Below are 23,253 nucleotides of genomic sequence, written 5' to 3'. Positions count from 1 at the left end.
CGCTCAGCCATTGACAACCACACCGTCATGTTATCAAAATCACTCAATCACACAATAGGTATCTCGATAACATTATTCGAATGAGCCAATAGGGCGGCTTCTTGGATAAGCTGGATGTCCGGCAGTGGGATCGGGAACCAGAGGAGGAAATTGGATGCGAGAAAGCATCATTCGGCTGGAAGGCGCAACCAAGCGGTTTCCACTGCCAGAAGGCGGCACCATCACCGCGCTCGACGCCATCGATCTCGATGTCGCACGAAACGAATTCCTGACCCTTCTCGGGCCCTCGGGCTGTGGCAAGACCACGCTCCTGCACGTCATCTCCGGCTTCGTGCAGCTCGATCAGGGCAAGATCCTGATCGATGGCGATGACATGGGTACCACGCCTCCGCACAAGCGCCCGGTCAACACGGTTTTCCAGAACTACGCGCTGTTCCCGCATATGAGTGTGGGCGACAATGTCGGCTATTCGCTGGACATCGCCCATGTCGGCAAGGCCGAACGCGTCAAACGGGTCGGCGAGGCGCTGGATCTGGTGGGTCTTGGCGGATATGCCGCCCGCATGCCGCGCCAACTCTCGGGCGGTCAGCAACAGCGGGTTGCCCTCGCCCGTGCCATCATCGCGCGCCCCAAGCTCCTCCTGCTTGACGAACCGCTTTCCGCTCTCGACCGCAATCTGCGCCAGGCCATGCAGATCGAACTCAAGAATCTGCAGGCCGAGCTCGGCATCTCCTTCATCTTCGTCACCCATGACCAGGAAGAAGCGCTGACCATGTCGAACCGCGTCGCGGTGCTCAATGGCGGCGTGATCCAGCAGATCGACACCCCGCGCAACACCTACAACTATCCCGCAAACGCCTTTGTCGCGAGCTTTGTCGGCGCCTCGAACCTGTTCGATGGCGAGGTCAGGCGCGACGGCGACAAGATCGTCATCACCACCCCGGAAAACGACACCGTCGAGGCCGTGCTGCGCGACGAGCGCTCCCTCAATGGCGGCGGCAAGCTGACCGCCATGCTGCGCCCCGAACAGTTCTCGCTCTCGGGAACCGGTGGCGCCGACAACTGCGCCGAGATCGATGTCACCGTCGACCAGATCGTCTTTATCGGCTCGACCTACGAGCTTTTGGGCAAAACCGCCGGCGGGCGGCAGATCAACGCGCTCCTGTCAGCCTCGCACCAGACCCGCATCGGCGAAATCGAGCAGTCCGGCAAGGCCCGGCTCAGCTACGATCCCGCCGCCGTGCATCTGATCCCGGCCGACGACGCGGGAGCGGCCCAATGAGCGCCCTCACCCTTCGCGCCAGACAGCGCCTCCAACTCGCCGGCCTGTTGGGACCGGTGACGGTTTTCCTCGGAATCTTCTTCCTGACGCCCCTCGTCATCATGCTGATCTACAGCTTCCTGGCGCCGGGGCTTTATGGCGGGGTGGTATGGGAGTTCTACCCCCACAACTTCGGCCGCATTCTCGGCTTTGCCGATCCGGCCTTCGAATATTTCGATCCGGTCTATTTCCAGATCTTCCTCAATTCGCTGCGCATCGCGCTGACCACCGTCGTGATCACCCTGCTGGTGTGCTATCCGGCAGCCTTCCAGATCGCGCGCCTGCCCGAGCGCTGGAAGACATTCTGCCTGTTCCTCATCACCCTGCCCTTTTTCGCCAGCCTCATCGTGCGGTTGTTCATCTGGGTGCTGATCCTCAAGCAGACCGGTTTCATCAACCAGACCCTGATGTCGCTGGGCCTCATCTCCGAGCCGCTCGACCTGATCTACACCGAGGGCGCCATCCTCCTGGGGCTGGTTTATATCTTCATTCCGTTCATGTTCCTGCCGGTCTATGCCAGCGTCGAAAAGATCGACTGGACGCTGGTCCGCGCCTCCCAGGATCTGGGCGCCAACGGTATTCAGACCTTCTGGCGGGTGATCCTGCCGCTCACCCTGCCGGGCATTCTCGGCGGCTCGATCCTTGTGTTCATCCCCTCGCTGGGGAACTTCGTGGTGCCTGCCGTGCTTGGCGGCGCCAAGGTGCTGATGCTGGGCAATCTCATCGAGCAGCAGTTTCTCGCGGCCCGGAACTGGCCGTTCGGCGCGGCCCTCGCCATGCTCGTCATGGCAGCGGTGCTGGTGCTGCTGTTCCTGTATGTGCGGTTTGAATCAAAGAGCGGCGACGACGCGCCGCTCTTGAACTAGGAGGTTTCAATGAGCTGGCTCCGCAAACTCGGCGATACCTCACTGACCACCTATACGGTCCTGTTCTTCGCCTTCATCTACCTGCCGATCGCGATCATCGTGATCTATTCGTTCAACTCCGATCCGGTGAACATGATGCGCTGGTCGGGCTTCACCTTCGACTGGTACAAGCAGATCTTCGGCTTCTCCAATGCAAGTTCCGAGGCCGCGCTCTACATCGAATCGACCGAGCAGCTTCTGGCCGCGATCCGCAACAGCCTGACGGTCGCCGCCTTCACCACTACCATCGCCACGGTGATCGGCACCGCCACCGCGCTCGCCATCTATCGCTACAATTTCTTCGGCAAGCGCTTCTATCGCACCTTGATGTTCGCCCCGATGCTGATGCCCGACATCGTGCTCGGCATTGCCTTGCTGATCTTCTTCGTCGGCGTCGGCATGCCGCTGGGCATCGGATCGATCATCATCGGCCACTGCACCTTCCTGATCTCCTACGTGTTCATCGTGGTCTCGGCCCGTCTCGCGGGCATGGACAGAACGCTCGAGAACGCCTCCGCCGATCTTGGCGCCAATGAGTGGACGACCTTCCGCCGCGTGGTGCTGCCCCAGGTGATGCCGGGGGTCATTGGTGGCGCTCTGCTCGCCTTCATCATCTCGATGGACGACCTGGTGATCACCTATTTCATTTCCGGCGTCGGCACCCAGACCTTGCCGCTATTCATCTTCGGCATGCTGCGCCGTGGCATCAAACCCGAGGTCAACGCCATCGCTGTGATGATGCTTCTGTTCTCCTTCACTGTTGCGGCCCTCGGCCTCTACTTCCGTTCACGGCGGAGGTAACCGATGGCAGCCCCCTCATCTCAAGGACTATCTATGAGCAATACTGCCGTCCGGGCCCGCGATCTCGGGATCGAATTGGAAGGTACGCCCGGCCCGTTCAACGCCATCACCGACATCTCCGATGTCGCGGTCGGCCTCAAGACGATCATCGAGGACACACCGCGTCCCGGCCGTCCATTGCCGGTGCGCACCGGGGTGACCGCCATCATGCCGCATCACAGCGCCCGGACCCCGGTACCCGTGTGGGCCGGTGTGCACCGTTTCAACGGCAATGGCGAGATGACCGGCACCCACTGGATCGCCGATGGCGGCTACTTCCTCGGCCCGGTCGTGCTCACCAACACCCATGCGGTCGGCATGGCACATCACGCTACGGTCAAGTGGATGCTGGACCGCTATGCGGGCACTTATGATGGCTCCGAGCATCTGTGGTTGATGCCGGTGATCGCGGAGACCTATGACGGCGCGCTCAACGACATCAACGGCCTGCCGGTCACCGAGACCGATGTCCGCGAGGCTCTCGACACCCTGCAGTCGGGTCCGGTGCCTGAAGGCAGTGTCGGCGGCGGCACCGGCATGATCGCCTATGAGTTCAAGGCCGGCACCGGCACAGCGTCACGGCGCGTCCGGGTCAAGGGCACCGACTACACGGTCGGCGCGCTTGTTCAGGCCAATCACGGCATGCGCGACTGGTTCAACGTTCAGGGCGTGCCGGTGGGCAAATTCATGACGGACAATCTGATCCTCGAACGCGAGACGGGATCGATCATTGTGGTCATCGGCACTGACGCGCCGCTGGCCCCGCACCAGATCAAACGCCTGGCGCGCCGCGGATCGATCGGCATCGGACGCAATGGCACGGTCGGCGGCAATGGTTCGGGCGATATCTTCCTCGCCTTTTCGACCGCCAACCCCAAGGGACCGCTGCACGGCGAACCGGCGGAGCTCGATTTCACGATGATGAACGACCGTTATTGCGATGCGCTTTATGAGGCCGCCGTCCAGTGCGTGGAGGAATCGGTGCTCAATGCCATGGTCGCCGCCCGCGACATGGGCGGCACCGAGGCCGATCGTTTCCTCGTCAAGGCGATCGATCACAACGCCCTGCGCGAACTGTTGGAACGGCACGGCAGGAAGCTCATCCATGCGCCGATCGCCGCGTCGAACTAGACCGGGATCGGTTGCGTCGAACCGCGAAGAACGGGAGCGTGGGTAACCTGTCCAGCCTGGCTCTCAGAACGAGGGGAGAGATCAAGGTGCTACCTCGATACATCCACCCTCGTCATTCTCGGGCTTGACCCGAGAATCCATGATGAGGTCAGGCTCGGTCAGCCGTCATAATCATCCACGGCCGCCGAACCTAGTGCGATACCTCATGGACCCTCGGGTCAAGCCCGAGGGTGACGAGGAATGGGAGCAGCTCGGTACGAAACGTTCCAAGCTGTCCCGGATCTCATCCCAACCCGGATCAACACAAAGGCCGCCCCCGGATCTCTCCGGGGGCGGCCTCTTGGTTTCGGTCCCGATGCTCGGCTAGCGACGGGCCGAAAGGCTGTCGGCGAGATCGACAAGGGAGAGGAACTCGGCACGATAGCCGCCCTCGTCTTCGCCGCGTGCGTCGGCGGCAATCTCGCGAATATCCTCGAAGCTGAACCCGGCAAGCTGATCGACATCGCGCAGCTTCTGCCCGAAGGCGCCGACCGCGGTCGAGAAGCGCACGTCCTCCGGCAACTCACCAAAGGCCATCTCGTTCGCTGCCGTCACCGGCTGCTCGATCAAGCGGCTTTCGGATTCTCCCGGTGCCTTGTAACGCAGCTTGAAGAAGGCGAATTCGTCGGCAGGGCCATCGGAGACGACAGGCTCGCCCTCATCTTCCTCACCATAGCGCAGGGGATCGACACTGACGGCCGAGGAGCCGACCGGCACGATCTCATAAATCGCCGTGACCTGGTGGCCGGCACCGATATCACCGGCATCGACCCGGTCATTGTTGAAATCCTCGCGGGCAAGGCCACGGGTCTCGTAGCCGATCAGCCGGTATTCGGCGACAACGGCCGGGTTGAATTCGACCTGGATCTTCACATCCCCGGCAATGGTTTCGAGGGTCGAGCCAACTTCTTCGACCAGCACCTTGCGAGCCTCGCGGAAGCTGTCGATATAGGCGGCATTGCCATTTCCGTTCTGGGCCAGCGCCTGCATCAGCGCATCGTTGTAATTCCCCGAACCGAACCCGAGCACCGAGAGCGAGGTCCCTTCATCGCGCTTGTCGGCAATGAAGTCCTTGAGCTGTTCGGGTTCGGATATCCCAACATTGAAATCGCCGTCGGTCGCCAGGATCACCCGATTAACCCCGCCATCGATCCGCGCTTCTTCGGCGAGACTGTAGGCAAGCTCGATCCCCGCCGCCCCGGCGGTCGAGCCGCCCGGATTGAGGGTTTCGATGGCACGCGCGATCTTCGCCTTTTCGCTGGCGCTGGTCGGCTCGAGAACCGTGCCGGCACTGCCTGCATAGGTCACGATCGAGATGGTGTCGTCTTCGCCCAATTCGTCGAGTAGCAGCATCAGCGAGCGCTTGAGAAGCGGCAGCTTGTCGGGCTCGTCCATCGATCCCGAAGTGTCGATCAGGAGCACCAGATTGACCGGATTGTCGATCTCGGCCGGTGCGCGGCCATTGAGCGCCACATGCATCAGCCTGGTCTCCGGGTTCCAGGGCGTCTGGAAAACGGAAATCGTCGGCTCGAACGGCGCATCACCGGTTTCGGGCAGCGGATAATCGTAGCGGAAATAGTTGATCATCTCCTCCACCCGCACCGCGCCGGGAGACGGCAAGCGCCCCTCTTCCAGAAGGCGCCGGACATAGGCATAGGAGGCGGTATCGACATCAATCGAGAAGGTCGAAACCGGCTCTTCCGCCGCCACCTTCAGCGGCGAGTTCTCGAAATCCTCGAACCGGTCGCCATTCGGCCGTTCGGGCATCACATAGCCCTCTTCGCTGCTGAACATCCCGCCCGCCATGGCGGCATCAGGCGCTGGCTGGCCGGCAGCCTGCTTGCTCATCAGCATGGGTTGCGGCGCCCGCGAGGGCGGCACCGAGGCCGGCTCTGTGTTGACGACATCGTCGAGCGACAGGGTCCGGCTTCTGTCAGTCGGCGCGGCCTGATCGCGAACCATCAACTCCTGGACGTCCGCTCCGGTGAAGTCCTGCTCGGCCTCCTGAGGTTCGCTGGCCGCCAGATTGCCCATGGGCGCAGACTCATCCGCGTCGGGCAGAGTGCGGGGCGCAGGCTCGACCACGGGTTCGGGCGCCGGCTGCGGCAAGGCATCGTTGAGGTCGGTCTTGTTGGCAGCGGTTTCAGTGTTGGCGCGGTTCTCGACCGTGCCGCCTGCCTCGCCATCCTGGCGCAAGGCTTCCTCAGCCGTTTCCGGTTGGTTTTCACCGGTCACCACCGGCACCGGGGCATTGGCCGGGGTCAAGGCTGTCGAATTGATGAGCTGCAGCGCAAGCGGGGTCAAAAGAATGCCAATGACAGCGGCGCCGATCGGAACACGATAATCCATGATGGAGGTCCTTCCCAAATCTCTCACGATAGATTTGAGACGCCCCAGCAAACCCGATCCTTGGACCGGTTCGCGATTTTTTTCAGAAACGCCTTCTCGCGCGCTTTCAAAAGCGGTCATTGCCGCCGTCAACGCGGCGGTCCGCGCCTTGTCATCTGGCGCCGGCGCGGCAATGTTCTTCAGCGATGTCAGCTCGTCTTTCTCGCTCATGATCGCCTCACACGGCTCCTTTCAGAGCCTTCTTGGCCTCGTGGATGTACCAGGAGACCGTTGCTTCCTTGCAGCCCATCACCACTGCCGCTTCGGCATGGTTGAGCTCTTCTGCGTAAACCAGCAGCACCGCGTCGCGCTGCTTGTCCGGCAGCGCCCTGACGGCACGCCAGAGATCCTCGTTCTCGAGGTGCGTTGACTGATCGGGGTCAATGGCATCGCTCGTCTCGCTGGCGAGCGCCTCGGCCTTCTTGCTCTGCCGTTTCTGCACGCGGCGATAGTCATGGGCGGCATTGATGGTCAACCGGTAGAGCCAGCTCGTCAGCTTCGAGCGCCCGTCAAATCCCATGATGGCCGTGGCCAGCTTGATGCAGACATTCTGCGCCACATCCTCGGCATCGGCCTGGTTGCCGAGCCATTTGTAGCCAACCCGATAGATGAATTCGTAATGCCGGTTGATGAGCGCGGCAAAAGCCGCCCGGTCGCCCGCTTGCGCCCGCGCCACAAGCCCTTCGTCGCCGGCCGGCTCATCCATGATGCGGGCCGGGGGCCGGACAATAGGGATCGGGGCGGGCCGCAAGCGCGGCCCTGCCATGGTGGAGGCGGCTGTGTGCACCGTTCATCCTCATCGCCACATTCCTGGTTCAGCGATGAGACGACGCATCACGCGCAATCCTTGGAAAGTTTTTTGACAGCGTTCAGGCGGCTTCGGCGCGGGGCCGCGCTTCGGCGATCCAGCCACCGCCCAGCACTTCGGCGCCCGGCTCGTCCTCGGCATAGAATACGCAGGCCTGTCCCGGCGAAACACCATAATCGCCATCCATCAGCACGACGTCCACATGCCCGTCCTCGGTCAAATAGATCCGCGCAGGCTGTGGCGGCCGCGTCGAGCGCAGCTTGACCATGACATCGAGGCCATTGCCCGCAGCCGCTGTTTCGAGCGGTTCGGCACCCAGCCAGTTGATGTCCCGAAGCCGCACCGTGCGGGTCTCGAGCGCCTCGCGCGGGCCGACGATCACATGACCCTTGGCCGCATCGAGCTTGACGACATAAAGCGGTTCCCCCGCGGCAATGCCGATCCCCCGTCGCTGGCCGATGGTGAAATTGATGATGCCCTTGTGCCGCCCGAGCACCCGCCCGTCGAGATGGACGATATCGCCGGGCTCCATCGCCTCGGGACGCAGCTTTTCGATGACATCGGTATAGCGCCCTTCGGGCACAAAGCAGATGTCCTGGCTGTCCGGCTTGGCCGCAACCACAAGCCCCATATCCATCGCCCGCTTGCGGGTTTCGTCCTTGGTCATGCTGCCGAGCGGAAAACGCAGGAAATCAAGCTGTTCCTGGGTGGTGGCAAACAGGAAATAGCTCTGGTCGCGGGTATCATCGACCGGGCGCCTCAGAACGCGGCGGCCATCCTCCTCCACGGAGCGGATATAGTGACCCGTCGCCAGGCAGTCCGCGCCGAGACCCCTGGCAACCGTCAAAAGGTCTTCGAACTTCACCGTCTGGTTGCAGGTGACGCAGGGAATGGGCGTCTCGCCGCGCAGATAGCTGTCGGCGAAGTCTTCGATAACCGAATCCTTGAAGCGGCTTTCATAGTCGAGCACGTAATGCGGGAAGCCGAGGGCCTCGGCCACCCGGCGCGCATCGTGAATGTCCTGACCGGCGCAGCACGAGCCCTTGCGATGGGTCGCGGCACCATGATCATAGAGCTGAAGCGTGACCCCGATGACCTCATAGCCTTCGGCAGCCAGCATGCCGGCCACGACCGAGCTGTCGACGCCACCGGACATGGCGACCACGACGCGCGTTTCTGCGGGCGGCTTGGCGATTTCAAGTGAGTTGCGCATTTCCGTTCCGATTGGGTTCAAGGGCCAATGGATGCGCCTGTCTAGCTCAAACCGGCCCGGCCATCAATCATGCAGGCCCCTCGCCCCGGTAGCATCTGCCGCTTGCCCGGCACATTTTGCCGTCCCGGCGCGGGTCGCAGCGACAGACGCCCCGTCACATGACGCCGTAAGCTTCTGTAATAGCGAAATTATTTCCCCTTCCCCAGAACTGGCAAGCTGCTTGCTTTGATCTCAGTGAGTTATTGCGCCCAAACCAATGGCGAGACGGAACCGGCAACAGTGATCGACTTCAGCGCCCTATTACAGAGCCCCCAGCTCCAAGCCGTCGGCAAATCTGCCGGTGATGCGCTTGGCGGCAAGGGCTTGGGCAACAAGAACGCGATGGCCGGTTTTGCCGCGGTCCTTGAAGGGTTGATGGGCAGGCCCGAGGGCAACCCCTCCCGGACCAGCGAAGGTCACTTCAATCTCGGCATCGGCGGCAGATCGGCCGGCGCCCAGCAGCGCAACGGGCTGTTGAGCGGAATCGCCATCAATGGCGAGGCCATCCCGCTCGAAGACCTCAACCTGCTGACGCCTGAACAGATCGCCGAACTGATCGCCCGGCAACAGGCCGAAGGCACCCAGGAAACGTCCGGGGATGACGGCGAAACAGGCCCGGCAGCCATTCTCACCGAGCTGACGGACGCGATCAGCGATCTGCTCGCCTATATCAAGCAGGCTTCCGGTGAGGAGAATGCCGAACCCGGCGCTGATGGCGAAGGCGGACAAACGCCTGCCTTTGATCTCGATACGGCGCTGACCCTGGTATCCCGGCTCGACAAGGCCCTGGCTGCCGTCAGGACCCAGCCCGGCCTCGCCGGCACGCTGAAAGCCATTAACGGCTTCAACGGACTTGTGAATGTCGCCGGCAAGGCTATCGAACGCGCCATGGGTGAAGCCGGCCTGCCCGGTCTGGGTGCCAACGCAGATGGCGATGGCGCTGCCACCGATGCCACACGCCTTCCCAAGGCCCAGCTCATGGCTATGCGCGAACTCGCCGACGCTGCCGAAGCACTCAAGGGATTTGGCCGCACCAGCGCGACGGGAGAAATCGACGGCGATGCGCGCCCGCTTGAGCAGCTCGGCGACAAGCTGGAACTGGCCGCCAAGAAACTCGCCGAACTGGCCCGCAGCGCCGGCACCAATGCCGATGGCGACCTTGGCGGCGACCTCGACAATCTCATGGAACAGCTCAAGACCTTCCGTCAGGCCTTGCGTGGTGAAGGCGTTGGCCAGAGCGCCGATGCGCGCACGGAATTGACAAAGGCCGCCGACCCGAACGCGAGCCAGATCGGTAAGCCGGATCTGAATGCCAATCTGCCTGCCGGGCTGACCTCACCCGACACAAAGGCAAAACCAAACCCCGAAGGTGAGGCGAACCGCCCCGAGATCGGCGCCAGGCCCGATCCCGCGCAACGCTCCGACCATGCCCGCCCGGGCGTGGCGGACGGCAAGGCACAGGGTGGGCCGCCCCCGGGGACCGCCCCGTCTGCCCCCGGTCCCGATGGCTCGGCGCAGGCCAATAATGGCGCCATGTCCGATGCCATGGCCCAGCCCGGCAGCGGTGCGGTACCGGACGCGAGCCAGATGGGCCTCAAGTTCGAAGGCGCCCTTGCCGCCCGCGCCGGGGCCGGCACCCCGGTCCATCAGGCCTTGTCGCAGTTCTCCGTGCCCTCGATCGCAGTCGAGATCGCCCGCCAGGTCACCAACGGCATGAACCGGTTCCAGATCCGGCTCGACCCGCCGGAAATGGGCCGCATCGATGTGCGGCTCGATATGGACGGGGACAAGGTCACGGCCCGCCTCACCGTCGACAAACGCGAAACCCTCGACCTGCTGATGCGCGACCAGCGCGCACTCGAACGGGCCCTCGCCGATGCCGGACTGAATGGCAAGCAGGCATCCCTTGAATTCTCCCTGAGACAGGATCAGGACGGCGCCGGAAACGGTGCCGGCAATGGTTCGGATCAGGGCCGCTCGGATCCGGTCTTTGGCGGATCCTCTGACGAACGCGAACCCAACGCGCCTGCAGCCGCGACCGCGATCTATCGCGGCACCGTCCGGCCAGGCGGACTCGACATCTCGGTTTAGGAGGCCATTATGCCCCTCGACGCCCTCTCCGCATCAGGCGCCACCACCACCTCGGCGGGCCTGAACAAATCCAAGGCCTCGATCGCGGAAAATTTCGACACTTTCCTGTCGATCCTGACGACCCAGCTCAAGAACCAGAACCCGCTGGAGCCGCTCGACACCAACCAGTTCACTCAGCAGCTGGTTCAGTTCACCTCGGTCGAACAGCAGCTCAAGACCAATGAGTATCTGGAGGCCCTGATCCTGGCCAATCAGAGCGTGGGCCAGACCCAGGCGACCAGCTTCATCGGCAAGACCGTCACCGCCTCGGGCGCCAATTCCGAACTGAGCGGCGGGCAGGCGGAATGGAGCTACTCGCTGCAGGCCGACGCGCCAAAGGCCTATATCTCGATCCGCGACCAGTCCGGGCGCACGGTCTTCTCCGAGCAGACCTCCCTGGGGGCCGGCGAGAACACCTATGTCTGGGATGGCGTCACCAATGACGGCACCTCGGCCGGCGACGGCACCTACTCCATCACCATCGATGCCCGAAATGAGGAAGGCCAGTATGTGCCCGTCTCGACCCAGACCACCGGCGTCGTCGATGGCGTGGACTTCGGCTCCTACGAACCGATCCTGATCGTGGGCGGCGCACGCGTGAAGATGTCGAGTGTGAATTCCGTCTCGGCCAACTGATCGGGCTTTGCGGCGGCCCCGCGTGAGGCCGCCGGACCACGCCATTTCCCTACCCGCGTCGAAAAAAGCTTCGCTCTCAAACTCTTAACTGAATCTAACCGCTCGCTTAGCTCTTTCTTAAGTCAGAAGGGCTAGTGTGAGGGAAGGTTATGGTCAGGTTGAGTATGAGAGTAAAATGACCGTATCGATGCGTCCGCGCGTGAAGTATGTCATTGGCCCGGACGGCAGTCCGTTAACGATTGCCGACCTTCCGCCGAAAAACACGAAGCGCTGGGTAATCCGCCGCAAGGCTGAAGTCGTCGCTGCTGTCCGTGGAGGTTTGTTGAGCCTTGAAGAGGCCTGCGAGCGTTACACGTTGAGCGTTGACGAGTTTCTGAACTGGCAGGCTGCGATCGACAAGCATGGGCTTGCCGGGCTTCGCACCACATGGATCCAGCACTATCGGGAAAACTGACGGCCCCACCCGAGGTCATTTGAGATCAGCCCGCCCTTCCAGGCGGGCTTTTTTCGTGCCCGCAAAGCCCCGCCTCAAGGCAGTTTCTGCCCCCCGTTCGCAAATTGCTACAGATAGTTAAGACCTTGTTTACCACCCGCTAGGTAATTTTTGCCTACGAGGTTGGGAGTGACGGGTGCTTCGCCCGTGGACATGAGGGTCTTGTAGGTAGTGAACGGCTTTATGGAATTCCTCAATCGCCTGGGCATCGCCCGCGTCGCCGCCATGGGCGTGGTGACGGTGATGCTGCTGGGCTTCTTCGCCTTTCTGATCCTGCGCTTCACCGCTCCGCAGATGGCGCCAGTCTATACCGGTCTCGATTTCGACGACTCCGCCGCCATCGTCGGCGAACTCAAGCGCCTCAATATTCCTTACGAATTGCGCGGCGAAGGTGATTCCATTCTCGTGCCGCGCGACCAGATCACGACCGTGCGCATGAGCCTCGCCGAATCCGGCCTGCCGAGCCGCGGCCAGGTCGGTTACGAAATCTTCGACCAGCAGAACACGCTTGGCGCCACGAGCTTCGTGCAAAACGTCAACAAACTGCGCGCCCTTGAAGGCGAATTGGCCCGCACCATCGCTTCGTTGACCCGCGTGCGCTCTGCCCGAGTGCATCTGGTCATTCCCGAACGGGAACTGTTCCGGCGTGAAGCCAAGGCCCCGTCCGCTTCGATTGTTCTGGAGGTTCGCGGCGCCCTTTCCGCGGGTGAGATCCGCTCCGTGCAGCACCTTGTCGCCTCTGCTATTGAAGGCCTGACCCCGAACCAGGTCTCGATCGTCGATGCCTCCGGCCAGCTCCTGGCCACCGGCACCACAGGCGAAGAAGGCGCCGCCGTCGCCAGCCTTTACGAAGAACGCACGCTTGCCTTCGAGAACCGGACCCGGCAGCGACTGGAGGACATGCTCTCGAACGTCGTCGGGCCGGGCCGTGCCCGGGTTCAGGTTTCCGCCGAACTCGACATGAATCGCATGACCCAGACCACCGAGAGCTACGATCCCGATGGTCAGGTCGTGCGCTCAGCCCAGACCCGGGAATCGAGCGATGCGGCTTCAGGTGGCGGCACCGATGGTGCGGTCTCGGTCGCCAATGAACTGCCCGGCTCCGAGGGCGGCAACAACGCGGCCGGGGCCAACACCCAGCAATCCTCGATCACCGAGGAGACCATCAACTACGACATCTCCAAGACCACTCAGACCGTGGTGACCGAGGCCGGCGCCATCAAACGCCTCTCGGTCGCAGTAGTGGTCGATGGCACCTATGTCTCGGACGCAGGGGGCTCCGCGACCTACACCCCGCGCTCCGCCGAGGAACTGGCCCAGATCGAATCCCTGGTGCGCTCGGCCATCGGTTTTGAAGAAGGCCGCGGTGATCAGGTCGAGGTCGTCAATCTCCAGTTCGCCGAACGTCCCGACCTGCAGCTGCCCCCGTCAGAGGCCAGCCTGTTCGACTTCACCCGCGACGACATCATGTCTGGCGCGGAGATGGCGGTAACCCTGTTGATCGCCCTGGCGCTCGTCTTCTTCATCATGCGCCCGCTGGTGCGGCGGGTGCTTGAACCCGAACCCGAACCTGTTGCCCTGCCCGGCGGTCAGCAAGCCATGATGTATGCAGAGGGCGGAGAACAAATGGGCGACGACATGGAACTCCCCCAGGTCGATCCCAAGGCCGAGGCGCAGGCGCAGGCAAACAATGAGTGGATGGACAAGGCATCGAAGCTCGGCGAGGCCCAGTTCAAGACCATCCAGCGCGTCGGCAGCCTGGTGGAAGAAAATCCCAAACAGGCCTCCCTCATCATCCGTGATTGGCTGAACCAGGCAGCATAAGGGTCCGCAGAACGTCTATGTCGCAAGCTCCGGCAACAATGAACGCCAATAATGGCAAGCTGATCGTTGAGAAGAACGCGGCCCACCGCGAACTGAACGGCGACGAGAAAGCTGCTGTCGTTCTGTTGGCGCTTGGCCCCGATTTCGGGCGGCCAATTTTCGAGGAACTCGACGAGATCGAGATCCGTCAGCTGTCGCGCGCCATGGTCAATCTCGGCCCGATCACCCAACAGATGCTGGACGACCTGTTCGTGAATTTCGTCACCTCGCTGACCTCGAACGGTTCACTGTCAGGCAACGCGGATTCCACCGAACGCCTGCTGTTGTCTTTCCTTTCGCCGGAACGCGTCGATTCCATCATGGAAGAAATCCGCGGACCCGCCGGCCGCAATATCTGGGAGAAGCTCTCCAACGTTCAGGAAGACGTGCTCGCCAGTTTCCTCAAGAACGAATATCCGCAGACAGTCGCGGTGGTTCTCTCCAAGCTGACGACGGATCACGCCAGCCGGGTTCTCGGCTCTCTGCCCGAGGAACTGGCCATGGATGTGGTCGCGCGCATGCTGGCGCTCGAACCGGTGCAAAAGGAAATCCTCGACAAGATCGAGAACACCCTGCGTACAGAGTTCATGTCGACGCTTTCGCACACCCGGCGCCGCGACAGCCACGAGCAGATGGCCGACATCTTCAACGCCTTCGACCGCCAGACCGAGGCGCGCTTCCTCACCTCTCTCGAGGAACTGAACCGAGAATCCGCCGACCGCATCAAGGCGCTGATGTTTACCTTCGACGATCTGACCAATCTCGAAAGCGCGGGGATCCAGACCCTGCTGCAATCGGTCGAAAAGGGCGAACTCTCGCTCGCGCTCAAGGGCGCCAACGACGCCACCAAGGACTACTTCTTCCGCAACATGTCGGCCCGCGCCGCCAAAAACCTCAAGGAAGACATGGAAGCCATGGGCCCGGTTCGGCTCAAGGATGTCGACGAAGCGCAATCCAAGCTCGTCAACATCGCCAAGGACCTCTCTGCACGCGGCGAGATCGTCATTTCCAAAAACCGCGGGGACGAGGAGATGGTGGCCTAAATGTCGAGCGCTGCGCAGCCCGAGAAATTCCAGTTCGACCGCGACCTTGCACGGGTCCGCAAGCGCACGCGCACGCTGGCCGAGGAGGATTTCGACGCCCTCATCGAGCAGACGCGCCAGCAGGCTTATGCCGAAGGCCACGCAGCCGGCGAAAAGAGCGCCACCGTCAAGGCCGCCGAGGCCCTGGCGCAGGCGGCCAACAAGCTGGCGACAAACGGGATCAACCTTGTCGAGGCCATGGCCCAGCGCGAACGCAATCATCGGGACGAGGCGGTGGAACTGGCCGCCTCCGTTGCCCGCCGGCTCGCCGCCCATCTGGTGGTGCGCGAACCGGTTGCCGAACTCGAAGCATTGTGGCGCGATTGCCTGGCCTCGCTCGAGCGCGCGCCGCATGTGGTAATCCGCTGCCATCCGGACATCGCTGATGCCGTGAAGCAGATGGCGGAACAGCATGCCAGCGAACGCGGCTATGCCGGCCGGCTGGTGATCATGGGCGATCCCGACATCCTTCTGGGTGACGGACGCATTGAATGGAATGAAGGCGGGATCGCCCGGGACAGCGAGGCGATCTCAGCCGAGATCAACAAGAAGCTTCACCGCTTCATCATGGCCGATCGCCCGGCGGGCGAAACCGGCCCCGACACCGAAACAGCCGGCGCCACCGCGCCGGCCGGGGAAACTGAGCAATGAGCGACGAAAACGAACCCGGCGGACCGGGCGAGGATCCCAACCAGGGCGTGGGCCTTGAGGAAATGTCCCCCGATGCCAATGACGATGTCGATGTGATGCCCGGCGACAAGACCGCCGCCGATCTCGAGGCGGTCTTTGATGTCCCGGTGCGCATTTCCGCCGTTCTTGGCCGGACCCGCATTCCGGTCGCCAATCTTTTGAAACTCGATGTCGGCAGCGTCCTCGAACTCGACCGCCAGGTCGGTGAGGCCATCGACATCTATGTCAACGACCGTCTGGTGGCGCGTGGCGAAATCGTGCTCGTCGAGAACAAGCTCGGCATCACCATGACTGAAATCATCAAGGCCGGCTGAGCCGGCACGAGGGAGACAACCGATGCGGCTTCTGATCATCGGCGCACTGGAAGGCCAACTAAGCCAGGCGACCAAACTCGCCATGGATGGTGGCGCCAAGGTAGCCCACGCCGATACCATCGAGGTGGCGCTTGCGAGCCTGCGGGCCGGGCGCGGCGCCGATCTGCTGCTCGCCGATGTCATGATCGACATCCCTGCACTGATCGCCTCGCTCGAGGCCGAGCGGATCCATGTACCATTGGTGGCCTGCGGCACCGAAAGCAATGCGGCCGCCGCCGTCAACGCCATCCGCGCCGGGGCCAAGGACTACATCCCCCTGCCCCCCGATGCGGAGCTGATCGCCGCCGTCATCGCCGCCGTGGCCCGCGAGTCGAGCGATTTTCTATACCGTGATCCCTCGATGGCGCGCATCGTCAAGCTGGCCGACCAGGTCGCCCCATCCGATGCCAGCGTGCTGATCACCGGGGAAAGCGGCACCGGCAAGGAGGTGATGGCCAAATACCTGCACGCCCGCTCCAAGCGCGCCGCCCAGCCCTTCATCTCGATCAATTGCGCCGCCATCCCCGACAACCTGCTCGAATCTGAACTCTTCGGGCATGAAAAGGGCGCCTTTACCGGCGCTGTCAGCCGCCGCGTCGGCAAGTTCGAGGAAGCCCATGGCGGCACCCTGCTGCTCGATGAAATCTCGGAAATGGATGCCCGCCTGCAGGCCAAGCTGCTGCGCGCCATCCAGGAACGGGTGATCGACCGGGTCGGGGGCACCAAGCCGGTATCCGTCGATATCCGCATCATCGCCACCTCGAACCGCGACCTCGCAGAAGCCGTGCGCGAAGGCAGTTTCCGCGAAGACCTTCTGTTCCGGCTCAACGTCGTCAATCTGAAGATGCCGGCGCTGCGCGACCGGCCAGGCGATGTGATCATGCTGGCGGATCACTTCATCAAAAAATATGCCGAAGCCAATGGTGTGCCGGCGCGCCCGCTTTCCGAAGAAGCGCGCACCCGGCTGACCGCGGCCCGCTGGCCGGGTAATGTCCGCGAACTTGAAAACACCCTGCATCGCGCCGTGCTGCTGGCCACCGAAGACGAGATTACCCCCGAGGCGATTCTCACCCCCGATGGCGGGAGCCTTGGAGGGCCGGAAAGTGGCGATGCCGTCGCGGCCCAGGCCGTGGCCGCGGCTGAAACCATTTCACGCAGCTTTGTCGGGCGCACCGTGGCCGATGTCGAACGCGACCTGATCCTGGATACGCTCGATCATTGCCTGGGCAACCGCACCCATGCCGCGAATATTCTCGGCATTTCGATCCGCACCCTGCGCAACAAGCTCAACCAATACACCGATGAAGGGGTCAGCGTTCCCGGCCCCGGCGAACAGCGCTCAAGCGCCGCCTAGGATGAACAGCCCCATGATGGCGCGACAGGAAACCCTTTATGTCTGACACGGCCAACCAGGCGCCCCGCCCCGGCGGCGCCTCGTTCGTTCCGTCCTTCAAGGACATCGCGAACCTTCTGCGTCAGTCCGACATCGCGCTCGCGGTGGCGGTGCTGGCCATTCTGGTCGTGCTCATCCTGCCGATGCCGCCCATCATGCTCGACATGTTGCTGGCGATTTCGATCGTGTTCTCGGTCCTCATCCTGATGACCGCGTTGTTCATCCAGACCCCGCTCGAATTCTCGGCCTTTCCAACGGTTCTGCTGATCGCCGCCATGATGCGGCTGGCGCTCAATCTCGCCTCGACCCGTCTGATCCTCGCCAATGGCCACCAGGGAACCGACGCCGCCGGCTCGGTGATCCAGGCCTTCGGCAACTTCGTGATGAACGGGAATTTCGTGATCGGGATCATCGTCTTCGCGATCCTGATCATCGTCAATTTCGTCGTGATCACCAAGGGTTCGGGCCGCATCGCGGAAGTCGCCGCCCGCTTCAACCTCGATGCCATGCCCGGCAAGCAGATGGCGATCGACGCCGATCTGAGCGCCGGCCTGATCGACGAGACCACCGCCCGCGACCGCCGCAAGACCCTTGAGGACGAAAGCTCCTTCTTCGGCTCGATGGATGGTGCATCGAAATTCGTGCGCGGCGACGCCATCGCCGGGCTGTTGATCACTTTCATCAATATCGTTGGCGGCATCATCATCGGCATGGGCCAGCAGGGCCTCTCGATCGCCGAAGCCGGCAACAACTACACCCTGCTGACCGTCGGCGACGGGCTTGTCAGCCAGATCCCTGCCCTGATCGTTTCAACCGCTGCCGGCCTGCTGGTCTCGAAGGCCGGTGTGACCGGCGCCGCCGACAAGGCGCTGGCGGCACAGTTCACCGGTTATCCCCGGGCGCTCGGCATGTCGTCGGTCGTGATGGCCCTGATGGCGATCCTGCCCGGCATGCCGGTCATTCCGTTCCTCGCACTGTCCGGGATCACCGGCTATCTCGCCTTCCGCGCGCGCCGCGCCAAGGCCGAGGCCGCGCAAAAGGAGATCGCCGAAAGCGTGGCGCAGCAGGCCGCCACCGAGGCCAAGCAGGAAGAGGCCCCGATCACCGAAAGCCTGCGCATGGACGATCTCAAGCTCGAGCTCGGCTACGGCATTCTCTCGCTGGTCAAGGAAGACGAGGCGGGTACCGACCGGCTCTCCGAACAGATCAAGGCCTTGCGGCGCCAGCTCGCGACCGAGATGGGCTTCATCATGCCGTCGGTGCGCATCCTTGACAATATGCAGCTTGAGCCCAACGTCTATAAGGTCCGCATCAAGGAGGTGGAGGCCGGTGCCGGCCAGGTCCACCCCAACCAGTTCATGGTGATGGATCCCATGGGCGGCGAGATCAAGCTGCCTGGCACTCATACCATCGAGCCCACTTTCGGCCTGCCCGCCACCTGGGTCGACGCGGCCCTGCGCGACGAAGCCGAAATGCAGGGCTTCACCATTGTCGACCCGGCCTCCGTGATCTCGACCCATCTGACCGAGGTCATCAAGTCCAACGTCGCCGACCTGTTGAGTTATGCCCAGGTGCAGGAGTTGCTCAAGGAACTGCCCAAGGACCAGCAAAAGCTCGTCGAGGACCTCGTTCCCAATCAGATCTCGATTTCCGGGATTCAGCGCATCCTGCAGATGCTGCTCTCCGAACGGGTCTCGATCCGCGACCTGTCCACCATTCTCGAAGGCATCGCCGAAGTCGCCGGGGCCCGCGACACCCAGGGCATCGCCGAGCATGTGCGTGTCCGCCTTGCCCGCCAGATCTGCGCTTCGAACTCCGGCCCGGACGGCACTTTGCCGATCCTGACCCTTTCGCCCAACTGGGAGCATGAATTCGCCTCCGCCATGGTGGGCGAAGGCGCCGACCGGCATCTGGCCATGGCGCCCTCCAAGCTCCATGATTTCATCCACCAGGTGCAGGGCGCCTATGAGAATGCGGCCCAGCTCGGCGAGATCCCCGTTCTCATTACATCGCCCAGCCTTCGGCACCACATCCGCTCGATCGTCGAACGCTTCCGGCCCCAGACCGTGGTCATGAGCCAGAACGAGGTCCACCCCCGCGCCAAACTCAAGACTGTCGGCAGCATCTGATCGGGGTGCCGCCGACGGGCCCGCGCGGCCGGCGATTACATAAAACTTTACCGAGTTTGCCCGCCGCTTCTTTACCTTGATCCGCGAAAGCCCTTCTCCTCGCGCCGCTGTTAACCGCCAGAGCGCAACGCCTCCTGTATTTTCAGCCTGAATACGGCACCGGAAAACCGGGCCAGCCAATTGGGACAGGCGTTACGAGGCGAAGATGGGAAATCTCACTGAAGTGGTAGGTGGCGGCACCTTTGGCCGCGACCTTGTGTCGGTCAAGCACAACATGCTCGATAGCGGGCTGTTCACCGACGATGCCCTGGCGGATCTGATCGACCGCTATCCGCGCGAATATTTCATGTTCGACACCATGATCGTGGATGGCGCCCGCCAGGTGTGGCGGCATGGCGATCCGTCCGATCTGTCGGGCAAGGAAATCCTCGAGGCGATCAAGAACGGCAAGTTCTGGATGAATTTGCGCCGCTTCGACGTCGTTGCCCGGCAATATGACAAGCTGGTCAACGATGCTTTCGAGGAACTCGAGGCCACGACACCCGGGCTCAAGACCTCGCGCCGGTCATCCTCGCTGCTGATCTCATCACCGGGGGCTCGCGTGCTCTATCACGCCGACATTCCGATGATCTGCCTGTGGCACCTGCGCGGCAAGAAGCGCGTCTGGATCTACGACGCCAAGAACAAGCAGCATCTGCCCGACGAATCCCGCGAGGCCATCATCCTGCGCGAGACCGAGGAGAAGCTGGCCTACAATCCCGAATGGGACAAGGACGCCATCGCCCATGATCTCGATCCGGGCATGGCCGTTTCCTGGGAGCTCAACGCCCCCCACCGGGTCGACAATCTCGACGGGCTGAACGTCTCCATCACCACCGAGTATTTCACCCCCGAAGCCCTGCGCTCCTATGGCGTGCATTTCACCAATGGCTATCTGCGCCGCCGTTTCGGCTGGACCCCGGGTTCGACCGAAATCAACGGCGTCGGCGCCCTGGCCAAGCTCGGCTTTGCCGGCGTGGCCAAGAAGCTCAACCTGCACAAGACCCGCGAGCGGAAACTGCTTTGCGACTTCACCCTCGACCGTGAACAGATCGGCCGAATGGTCGACTTGCCGGCCGAAAGCCGCTGGCCGATCCAGCAAGCATGATGGCGTCGAAACCGCACCAGAAAAAAGGCTCGGGAACCGGGACGCAGCAAGAAACGACGCCGCGCCCCACCCCCGAAACCTATGCGAAATTCGCAAGGGCAATGGAGCACAGCCTCGATATCTGTGCCCCCGTGCCCGACGGCACGACGGAGATCGTGGCCGGGAACGAGGATTTCTCTGTCGACGAGCTGACCGAGATGGCGATCGATCTGGCCCGGGCCATGGCCTTCCCGGTATCGATGCCGATCCCCGATCCCGAGCGCGTCAAGAAGAAGGCGAGCATGACAACCGACACGGCAGAAGCGCCAGACCTGCCCGAAGTCGTGGCCCCGCGCCCGTGAGTTGAACAATGATTTCCACTGGGTAATCCGAGACCCCTCCAATGGCCGGCGCAAGCCGGCCTTTTTTTGTGCCCCGTGGACCCGGCGTGCCCCGGCATGCGGACACGCCCACTGCAGGCCCGTGTGCACTCGTCTCGCCGCGCCTCCTCCCGCGCCTCCTCCCGCCCATAAACAAACCAACTCTAGACAGTTGACTAACGAACGTTCGTTCGTTATGTCCAGATCCGGGCCATCCTCTGGCGCTGGGGTGGCGCTGGAAGGGCATAGCTTCGGGTTGCGGAGGTACCGGCAAGGCCGGCCCCTGACATGGCGGGATCGCCGGCTGCGCCAACTCTTGGCGGCCTTGCAGGCCAGCGGGATCGCAGGCTGTGCCATCGCCTGGGCGGCCTTGCAGGCCAGTGGCATCGCAAGGCTTCTGGTGTCGCAAGGCCTCTGGTGTCGCAAGGCCTCTGGTGTCGCAGGGCCCTTGGTATCGCCGGCCCGCCCGCCGGGGCGGCAATCACATTCGGTTCTTTTGGGACGACGTCATGAACGACACACAGCAGAATACCCGTCAGCGCATCATCGAGGCGGCCTTGCCGCTATTCGCCGAAAAGGGCTTTGCCGGTGCCTCGATCCGGGCCATCGCCCGCAATGCCGGGATCCGGGAGAGTTCGCTTTACAACCACTTCATCTCGAAGAACGACCTGTTTAGCGCCATCCTCACCGACACCGGACCCGGCGTCGTCTCCCGCATTGTGGCGCATATCCTTTCGGCGACCTCGCGATTGGACTTCACCGCGGCGATGACGCGCTTTTCGAGCGAGCTCTCCCAGGCCTGGCGCGACCCGCGGCACCTCCAGCTCTATCTCATCTCGCTCCGTGAACCCTCGGTCCTGCGCGAGACGACCGGCGAAGGCCCTGCGCACTGGGTGCGCGGCGCGGTCGAGGCGCTGGCAGAATTGCTCATCGCCTATGCCGATGCTGGCGAGATCAGCCTGCCCGCAGAGGCCGAGTACCTCGCATGGCTCTATCTCGCTCCGCTCTCCAATCTCAAATCCACCTTCGGCTCGCCCGAGGCCAGCGGCAAGGATCACCTCCGTGCCGATGCCCTGACAGGCCAGCATCTCGATTTTTTCGTATCCATGCTCACCCGTGAAAGCAAAGTCCTATGAGTACCCCTCTCACCATCACCCGCCGCGATCTCGCGATCGGGCTTGTCATCAGCACCGTGGCGGCCACCATCTTTTTCTTCGCCAGCCCCGGTTACGCCCTCTGGGTCACCTTTCTGCCCGGCCTCGCCTTCGCCGCCGGGCTGATGATCCATATGCACCGCACCGGTTTCGAACTACCGCCGGCGGAGCGGGTGCTGCCGGTCTATCTCGCCTCCCTCGCTATTCAGTTTCTGCATTTCGCCGAGGAATTCATCACTGGCTTTCAGAGCCAGTTCGGCCTGCTTTATGGCGGCGGTGTCATCACCGATCCGGTTTTCGTGCTGATCAATATGGTGAGCTATTTCGCCTTTCTGATAAGCCCCTTGCTGGTTTGGTATGCCCGTCAGCCCGGCTTGTTGGCCCCGGCCTTGTTCTTTGTCGTCTATGGTGCACTGGGCAACGCCATCGCACATTTGATGTGGAGCGTGCTCAAGCTGGGTTATTTCCCGGGGCTGGTGACTGGCCAGCTCTATTGGATCATGGGACCTCTGGTCCTCCTGCGCCTTGGCCTCGGCCGCAGGACCGTCGCCATCTTCATCGGCCTCTGGGCCGTCGCGCTTCTGGCAAGCGCGGGCCTGACCCTCGATCTTGGCGTCCTGCGTTCGCTTTGAGCCCACGGGCCACCGCCAAAGAAAAAAGGCCGGCGAAACGCCGGCCTTGATATTCGGATGCAGGATTTCGGATGTAAGGAGTAATCCGTTCAGCGCGTGTGCCGCAGGCGGCCGATCTCGTCCATTTCGGCCTGCTCGATCCGCTGTTGCTCGGCATCCTCACGCGCATGTTCACGCGCATCGAGCAATTCGACCTTTTTGAGCTCTTCGACTGCTTCGGCCAGCTCGTCCTGTGCCGGTTCGAGCTTTTCCCGCATATCGTTGGCCGATGCCAGAAGATTGTCCCGGCGCACCAGCGCCGCCTTGGCAAAGGTCGAATAGGCAAAGTGATTGGCATCGGTGATGCCGGTTTTCTGGTGTTCGACCTCGATCTGATGGTCGAGTTCGGCGGCCATGCGCTCGAAATCGGCGACCATTGATTCAATCTGGGCGACCTGACGCCGCTTCTCGTCCACCTGGAATTTCTTGAGCCGTATAAGGCTCTCGCTGCGCGACTTCATGACTTGTA

At 62.6% G+C, this 23,253-nt stretch carries 21 protein-coding genes; 17 read left to right on the top strand and 4 right to left on the bottom strand.

Going from position 1 to position 23,253, the window contains the following annotated elements; all coding sequences use genetic code 11:
• The first annotated feature begins 154 nt into the window (after positions 1-154).
• From G489_RS0103740 to G489_RS18985, 4 genes are read left to right on the top strand one after another with little or no spacing between them, the layout of a single operon-like run.
• Positions 155-1,282 carry an ABC transporter ATP-binding protein gene (locus G489_RS0103740; protein WP_029040387.1) on the top strand — a complete coding sequence of 376 codons (1,128 nt, stop codon included), beginning with the start codon at positions 155-157 and terminating at the stop codon, positions 1,280-1,282.
• Positions 1,279-2,187 carry an ABC transporter permease gene (locus G489_RS0103735; RefSeq protein WP_029040386.1) on the top strand — a complete coding sequence of 303 codons (909 nt, stop codon included), beginning with the start codon at positions 1,279-1,281 and terminating at the stop codon, positions 2,185-2,187. Before G489_RS0103740 ends, G489_RS0103735 begins: the two co-directional genes overlap by 4 nt.
• Positions 2,188-2,196: 9 nt before the next feature.
• The gene (locus tag G489_RS0103730; RefSeq protein WP_029040385.1) at positions 2,197-3,027 is read left to right on the top strand and encodes an ABC transporter permease; all 831 of its coding nucleotides are present in this window, start codon (positions 2,197-2,199) and stop codon (positions 3,025-3,027) included.
• Positions 3,028-3,060: 33 nt separating this feature from the next.
• Positions 3,061-4,197, top strand: a complete 1,137-nt coding sequence (locus tag G489_RS18985; protein ID WP_051332286.1) for a DmpA family aminopeptidase — start codon at positions 3,061-3,063, stop codon at positions 4,195-4,197.
• Positions 4,198-4,560: 363 nt separating this feature from the next.
• On the opposite strand, the gene G489_RS0103720 is transcribed toward G489_RS18985, so the two are convergent.
• The 3 genes from G489_RS0103720 to mnmA form a co-directional block, all read right to left on the bottom strand.
• Entirely contained in the window at positions 4,561-6,585 is a 2,025-nt protein-coding gene (locus G489_RS0103720) for a vWA domain-containing protein (protein ID WP_245578804.1), read from the bottom strand.
• A 217-nt stretch (positions 6,586-6,802) separates the two neighbouring features.
• Positions 6,803-7,330, bottom strand: coding sequence for an RNA polymerase sigma factor (locus tag G489_RS0103715; protein ID WP_029040383.1), 528 nt, complete (start codon positions 7,328-7,330; stop codon positions 6,803-6,805).
• Between the two features lie 163 nt (positions 7,331-7,493).
• Entirely contained in the window at positions 7,494-8,645 is a 1,152-nt protein-coding gene (gene mnmA, locus G489_RS0103710; protein WP_029040382.1) for a tRNA 2-thiouridine(34) synthase MnmA, read from the bottom strand.
• A gap of 279 nt (positions 8,646-8,924) precedes the next feature.
• Here mnmA and G489_RS0103705 point away from each other — a divergent pair, with 279 nt between their 5' ends.
• From G489_RS0103705 to G489_RS18970, 13 genes are all read left to right on the top strand, one after another.
• On the top strand, positions 8,925-10,775 hold the full coding sequence (locus G489_RS0103705; protein WP_035871441.1) for a flagellar hook-length control protein FliK: 1,851 nt from the start codon (positions 8,925-8,927) through the stop codon (positions 10,773-10,775).
• A gap of 9 nt (positions 10,776-10,784) precedes the next feature.
• Positions 10,785-11,450 (top strand): flagellar hook assembly protein FlgD, encoded by a 666-nt coding sequence (locus G489_RS0103700; protein ID WP_029040380.1) that lies wholly within the window; start codon positions 10,785-10,787, stop codon positions 11,448-11,450.
• 175 nt (positions 11,451-11,625) lie between these two features.
• Entirely contained in the window at positions 11,626-11,904 is a 279-nt protein-coding gene (gene sciP / locus G489_RS0103695; protein ID WP_029040379.1) for a CtrA inhibitor SciP, read from the top strand.
• 222 nt (positions 11,905-12,126) lie between these two features.
• Positions 12,127-13,767, top strand: coding sequence for a flagellar basal-body MS-ring/collar protein FliF (gene fliF / locus G489_RS0103690; protein WP_035871439.1), 1,641 nt, complete (start codon positions 12,127-12,129; stop codon positions 13,765-13,767).
• Between the two features lie 17 nt (positions 13,768-13,784).
• A complete protein-coding gene (gene fliG, locus G489_RS0103685; RefSeq protein WP_155889307.1) occupies positions 13,785-14,849 on the top strand; it encodes a flagellar motor switch protein FliG in 1,065 nt (354 codons plus the stop codon).
• Positions 14,850-15,539: a FliH/SctL family protein gene (locus G489_RS21585; RefSeq protein WP_029040376.1), complete on the top strand. Its 690-nt coding sequence runs from the start codon at positions 14,850-14,852 to the stop codon at positions 15,537-15,539.
• Positions 15,540-15,601: 62 nt separating this feature from the next.
• Positions 15,602-15,892 (top strand): flagellar motor switch protein FliN, encoded by a 291-nt coding sequence (gene fliN / locus G489_RS0103675; RefSeq protein ID WP_155889321.1) that lies wholly within the window; start codon positions 15,602-15,604, stop codon positions 15,890-15,892.
• A gap of 22 nt (positions 15,893-15,914) precedes the next feature.
• Positions 15,915-17,285, top strand: coding sequence for a sigma-54-dependent transcriptional regulator FlbD (gene flbD / locus G489_RS0103670; RefSeq protein WP_029040374.1), 1,371 nt, complete (start codon positions 15,915-15,917; stop codon positions 17,283-17,285).
• Positions 17,286-17,323: 38 nt separating this feature from the next.
• Positions 17,324-19,453 carry a flagellar biosynthesis protein FlhA gene (gene flhA / locus G489_RS0103665; RefSeq protein WP_029040373.1) on the top strand — a complete coding sequence of 710 codons (2,130 nt, stop codon included), beginning with the start codon at positions 17,324-17,326 and terminating at the stop codon, positions 19,451-19,453.
• A gap of 205 nt (positions 19,454-19,658) precedes the next feature.
• Positions 19,659-20,600 carry a hypothetical protein gene (locus G489_RS18975; RefSeq protein WP_051332285.1) on the top strand — a complete coding sequence of 314 codons (942 nt, stop codon included), beginning with the start codon at positions 19,659-19,661 and terminating at the stop codon, positions 20,598-20,600.
• The gene (locus G489_RS0103655; protein ID WP_035871438.1) at positions 20,597-20,941 is read left to right on the top strand and encodes a hypothetical protein; all 345 of its coding nucleotides are present in this window, start codon (positions 20,597-20,599) and stop codon (positions 20,939-20,941) included. Before G489_RS18975 ends, G489_RS0103655 begins: the two co-directional genes overlap by 4 nt.
• A gap of 527 nt (positions 20,942-21,468) precedes the next feature.
• Entirely contained in the window at positions 21,469-22,095 is a 627-nt protein-coding gene (locus G489_RS0103650) for a TetR/AcrR family transcriptional regulator (protein ID WP_029040371.1), read from the top strand.
• A complete protein-coding gene (locus G489_RS18970) occupies positions 22,092-22,745 on the top strand; it encodes an HXXEE domain-containing protein (protein WP_051332284.1) in 654 nt (217 codons plus the stop codon). Before G489_RS0103650 ends, G489_RS18970 begins: the two co-directional genes overlap by 4 nt.
• Positions 22,746-22,834: 89 nt before the next feature.
• Here the strand turns inward: G489_RS18970 and fliJ are convergent, their stop codons facing one another.
• Positions 22,835-23,245, bottom strand: a complete 411-nt coding sequence (gene fliJ, locus G489_RS0103640; RefSeq protein WP_029040370.1) for a flagellar export protein FliJ — start codon at positions 23,243-23,245, stop codon at positions 22,835-22,837.
• Positions 23,246-23,253: the final 8 nt, after the last annotated feature.

Origin of the sequence: Cucumibacter marinus DSM 18995, assembly GCF_000429865.1 — a bacterium.
GTDB classification, from domain to species: Bacteria; Pseudomonadota; Alphaproteobacteria; order Rhizobiales; family Devosiaceae; genus Cucumibacter; species Cucumibacter marinus.
Note: the sequence above shows the minus strand (reverse complement) of the source record. Positions and strands in the feature narration are given on the sequence as shown.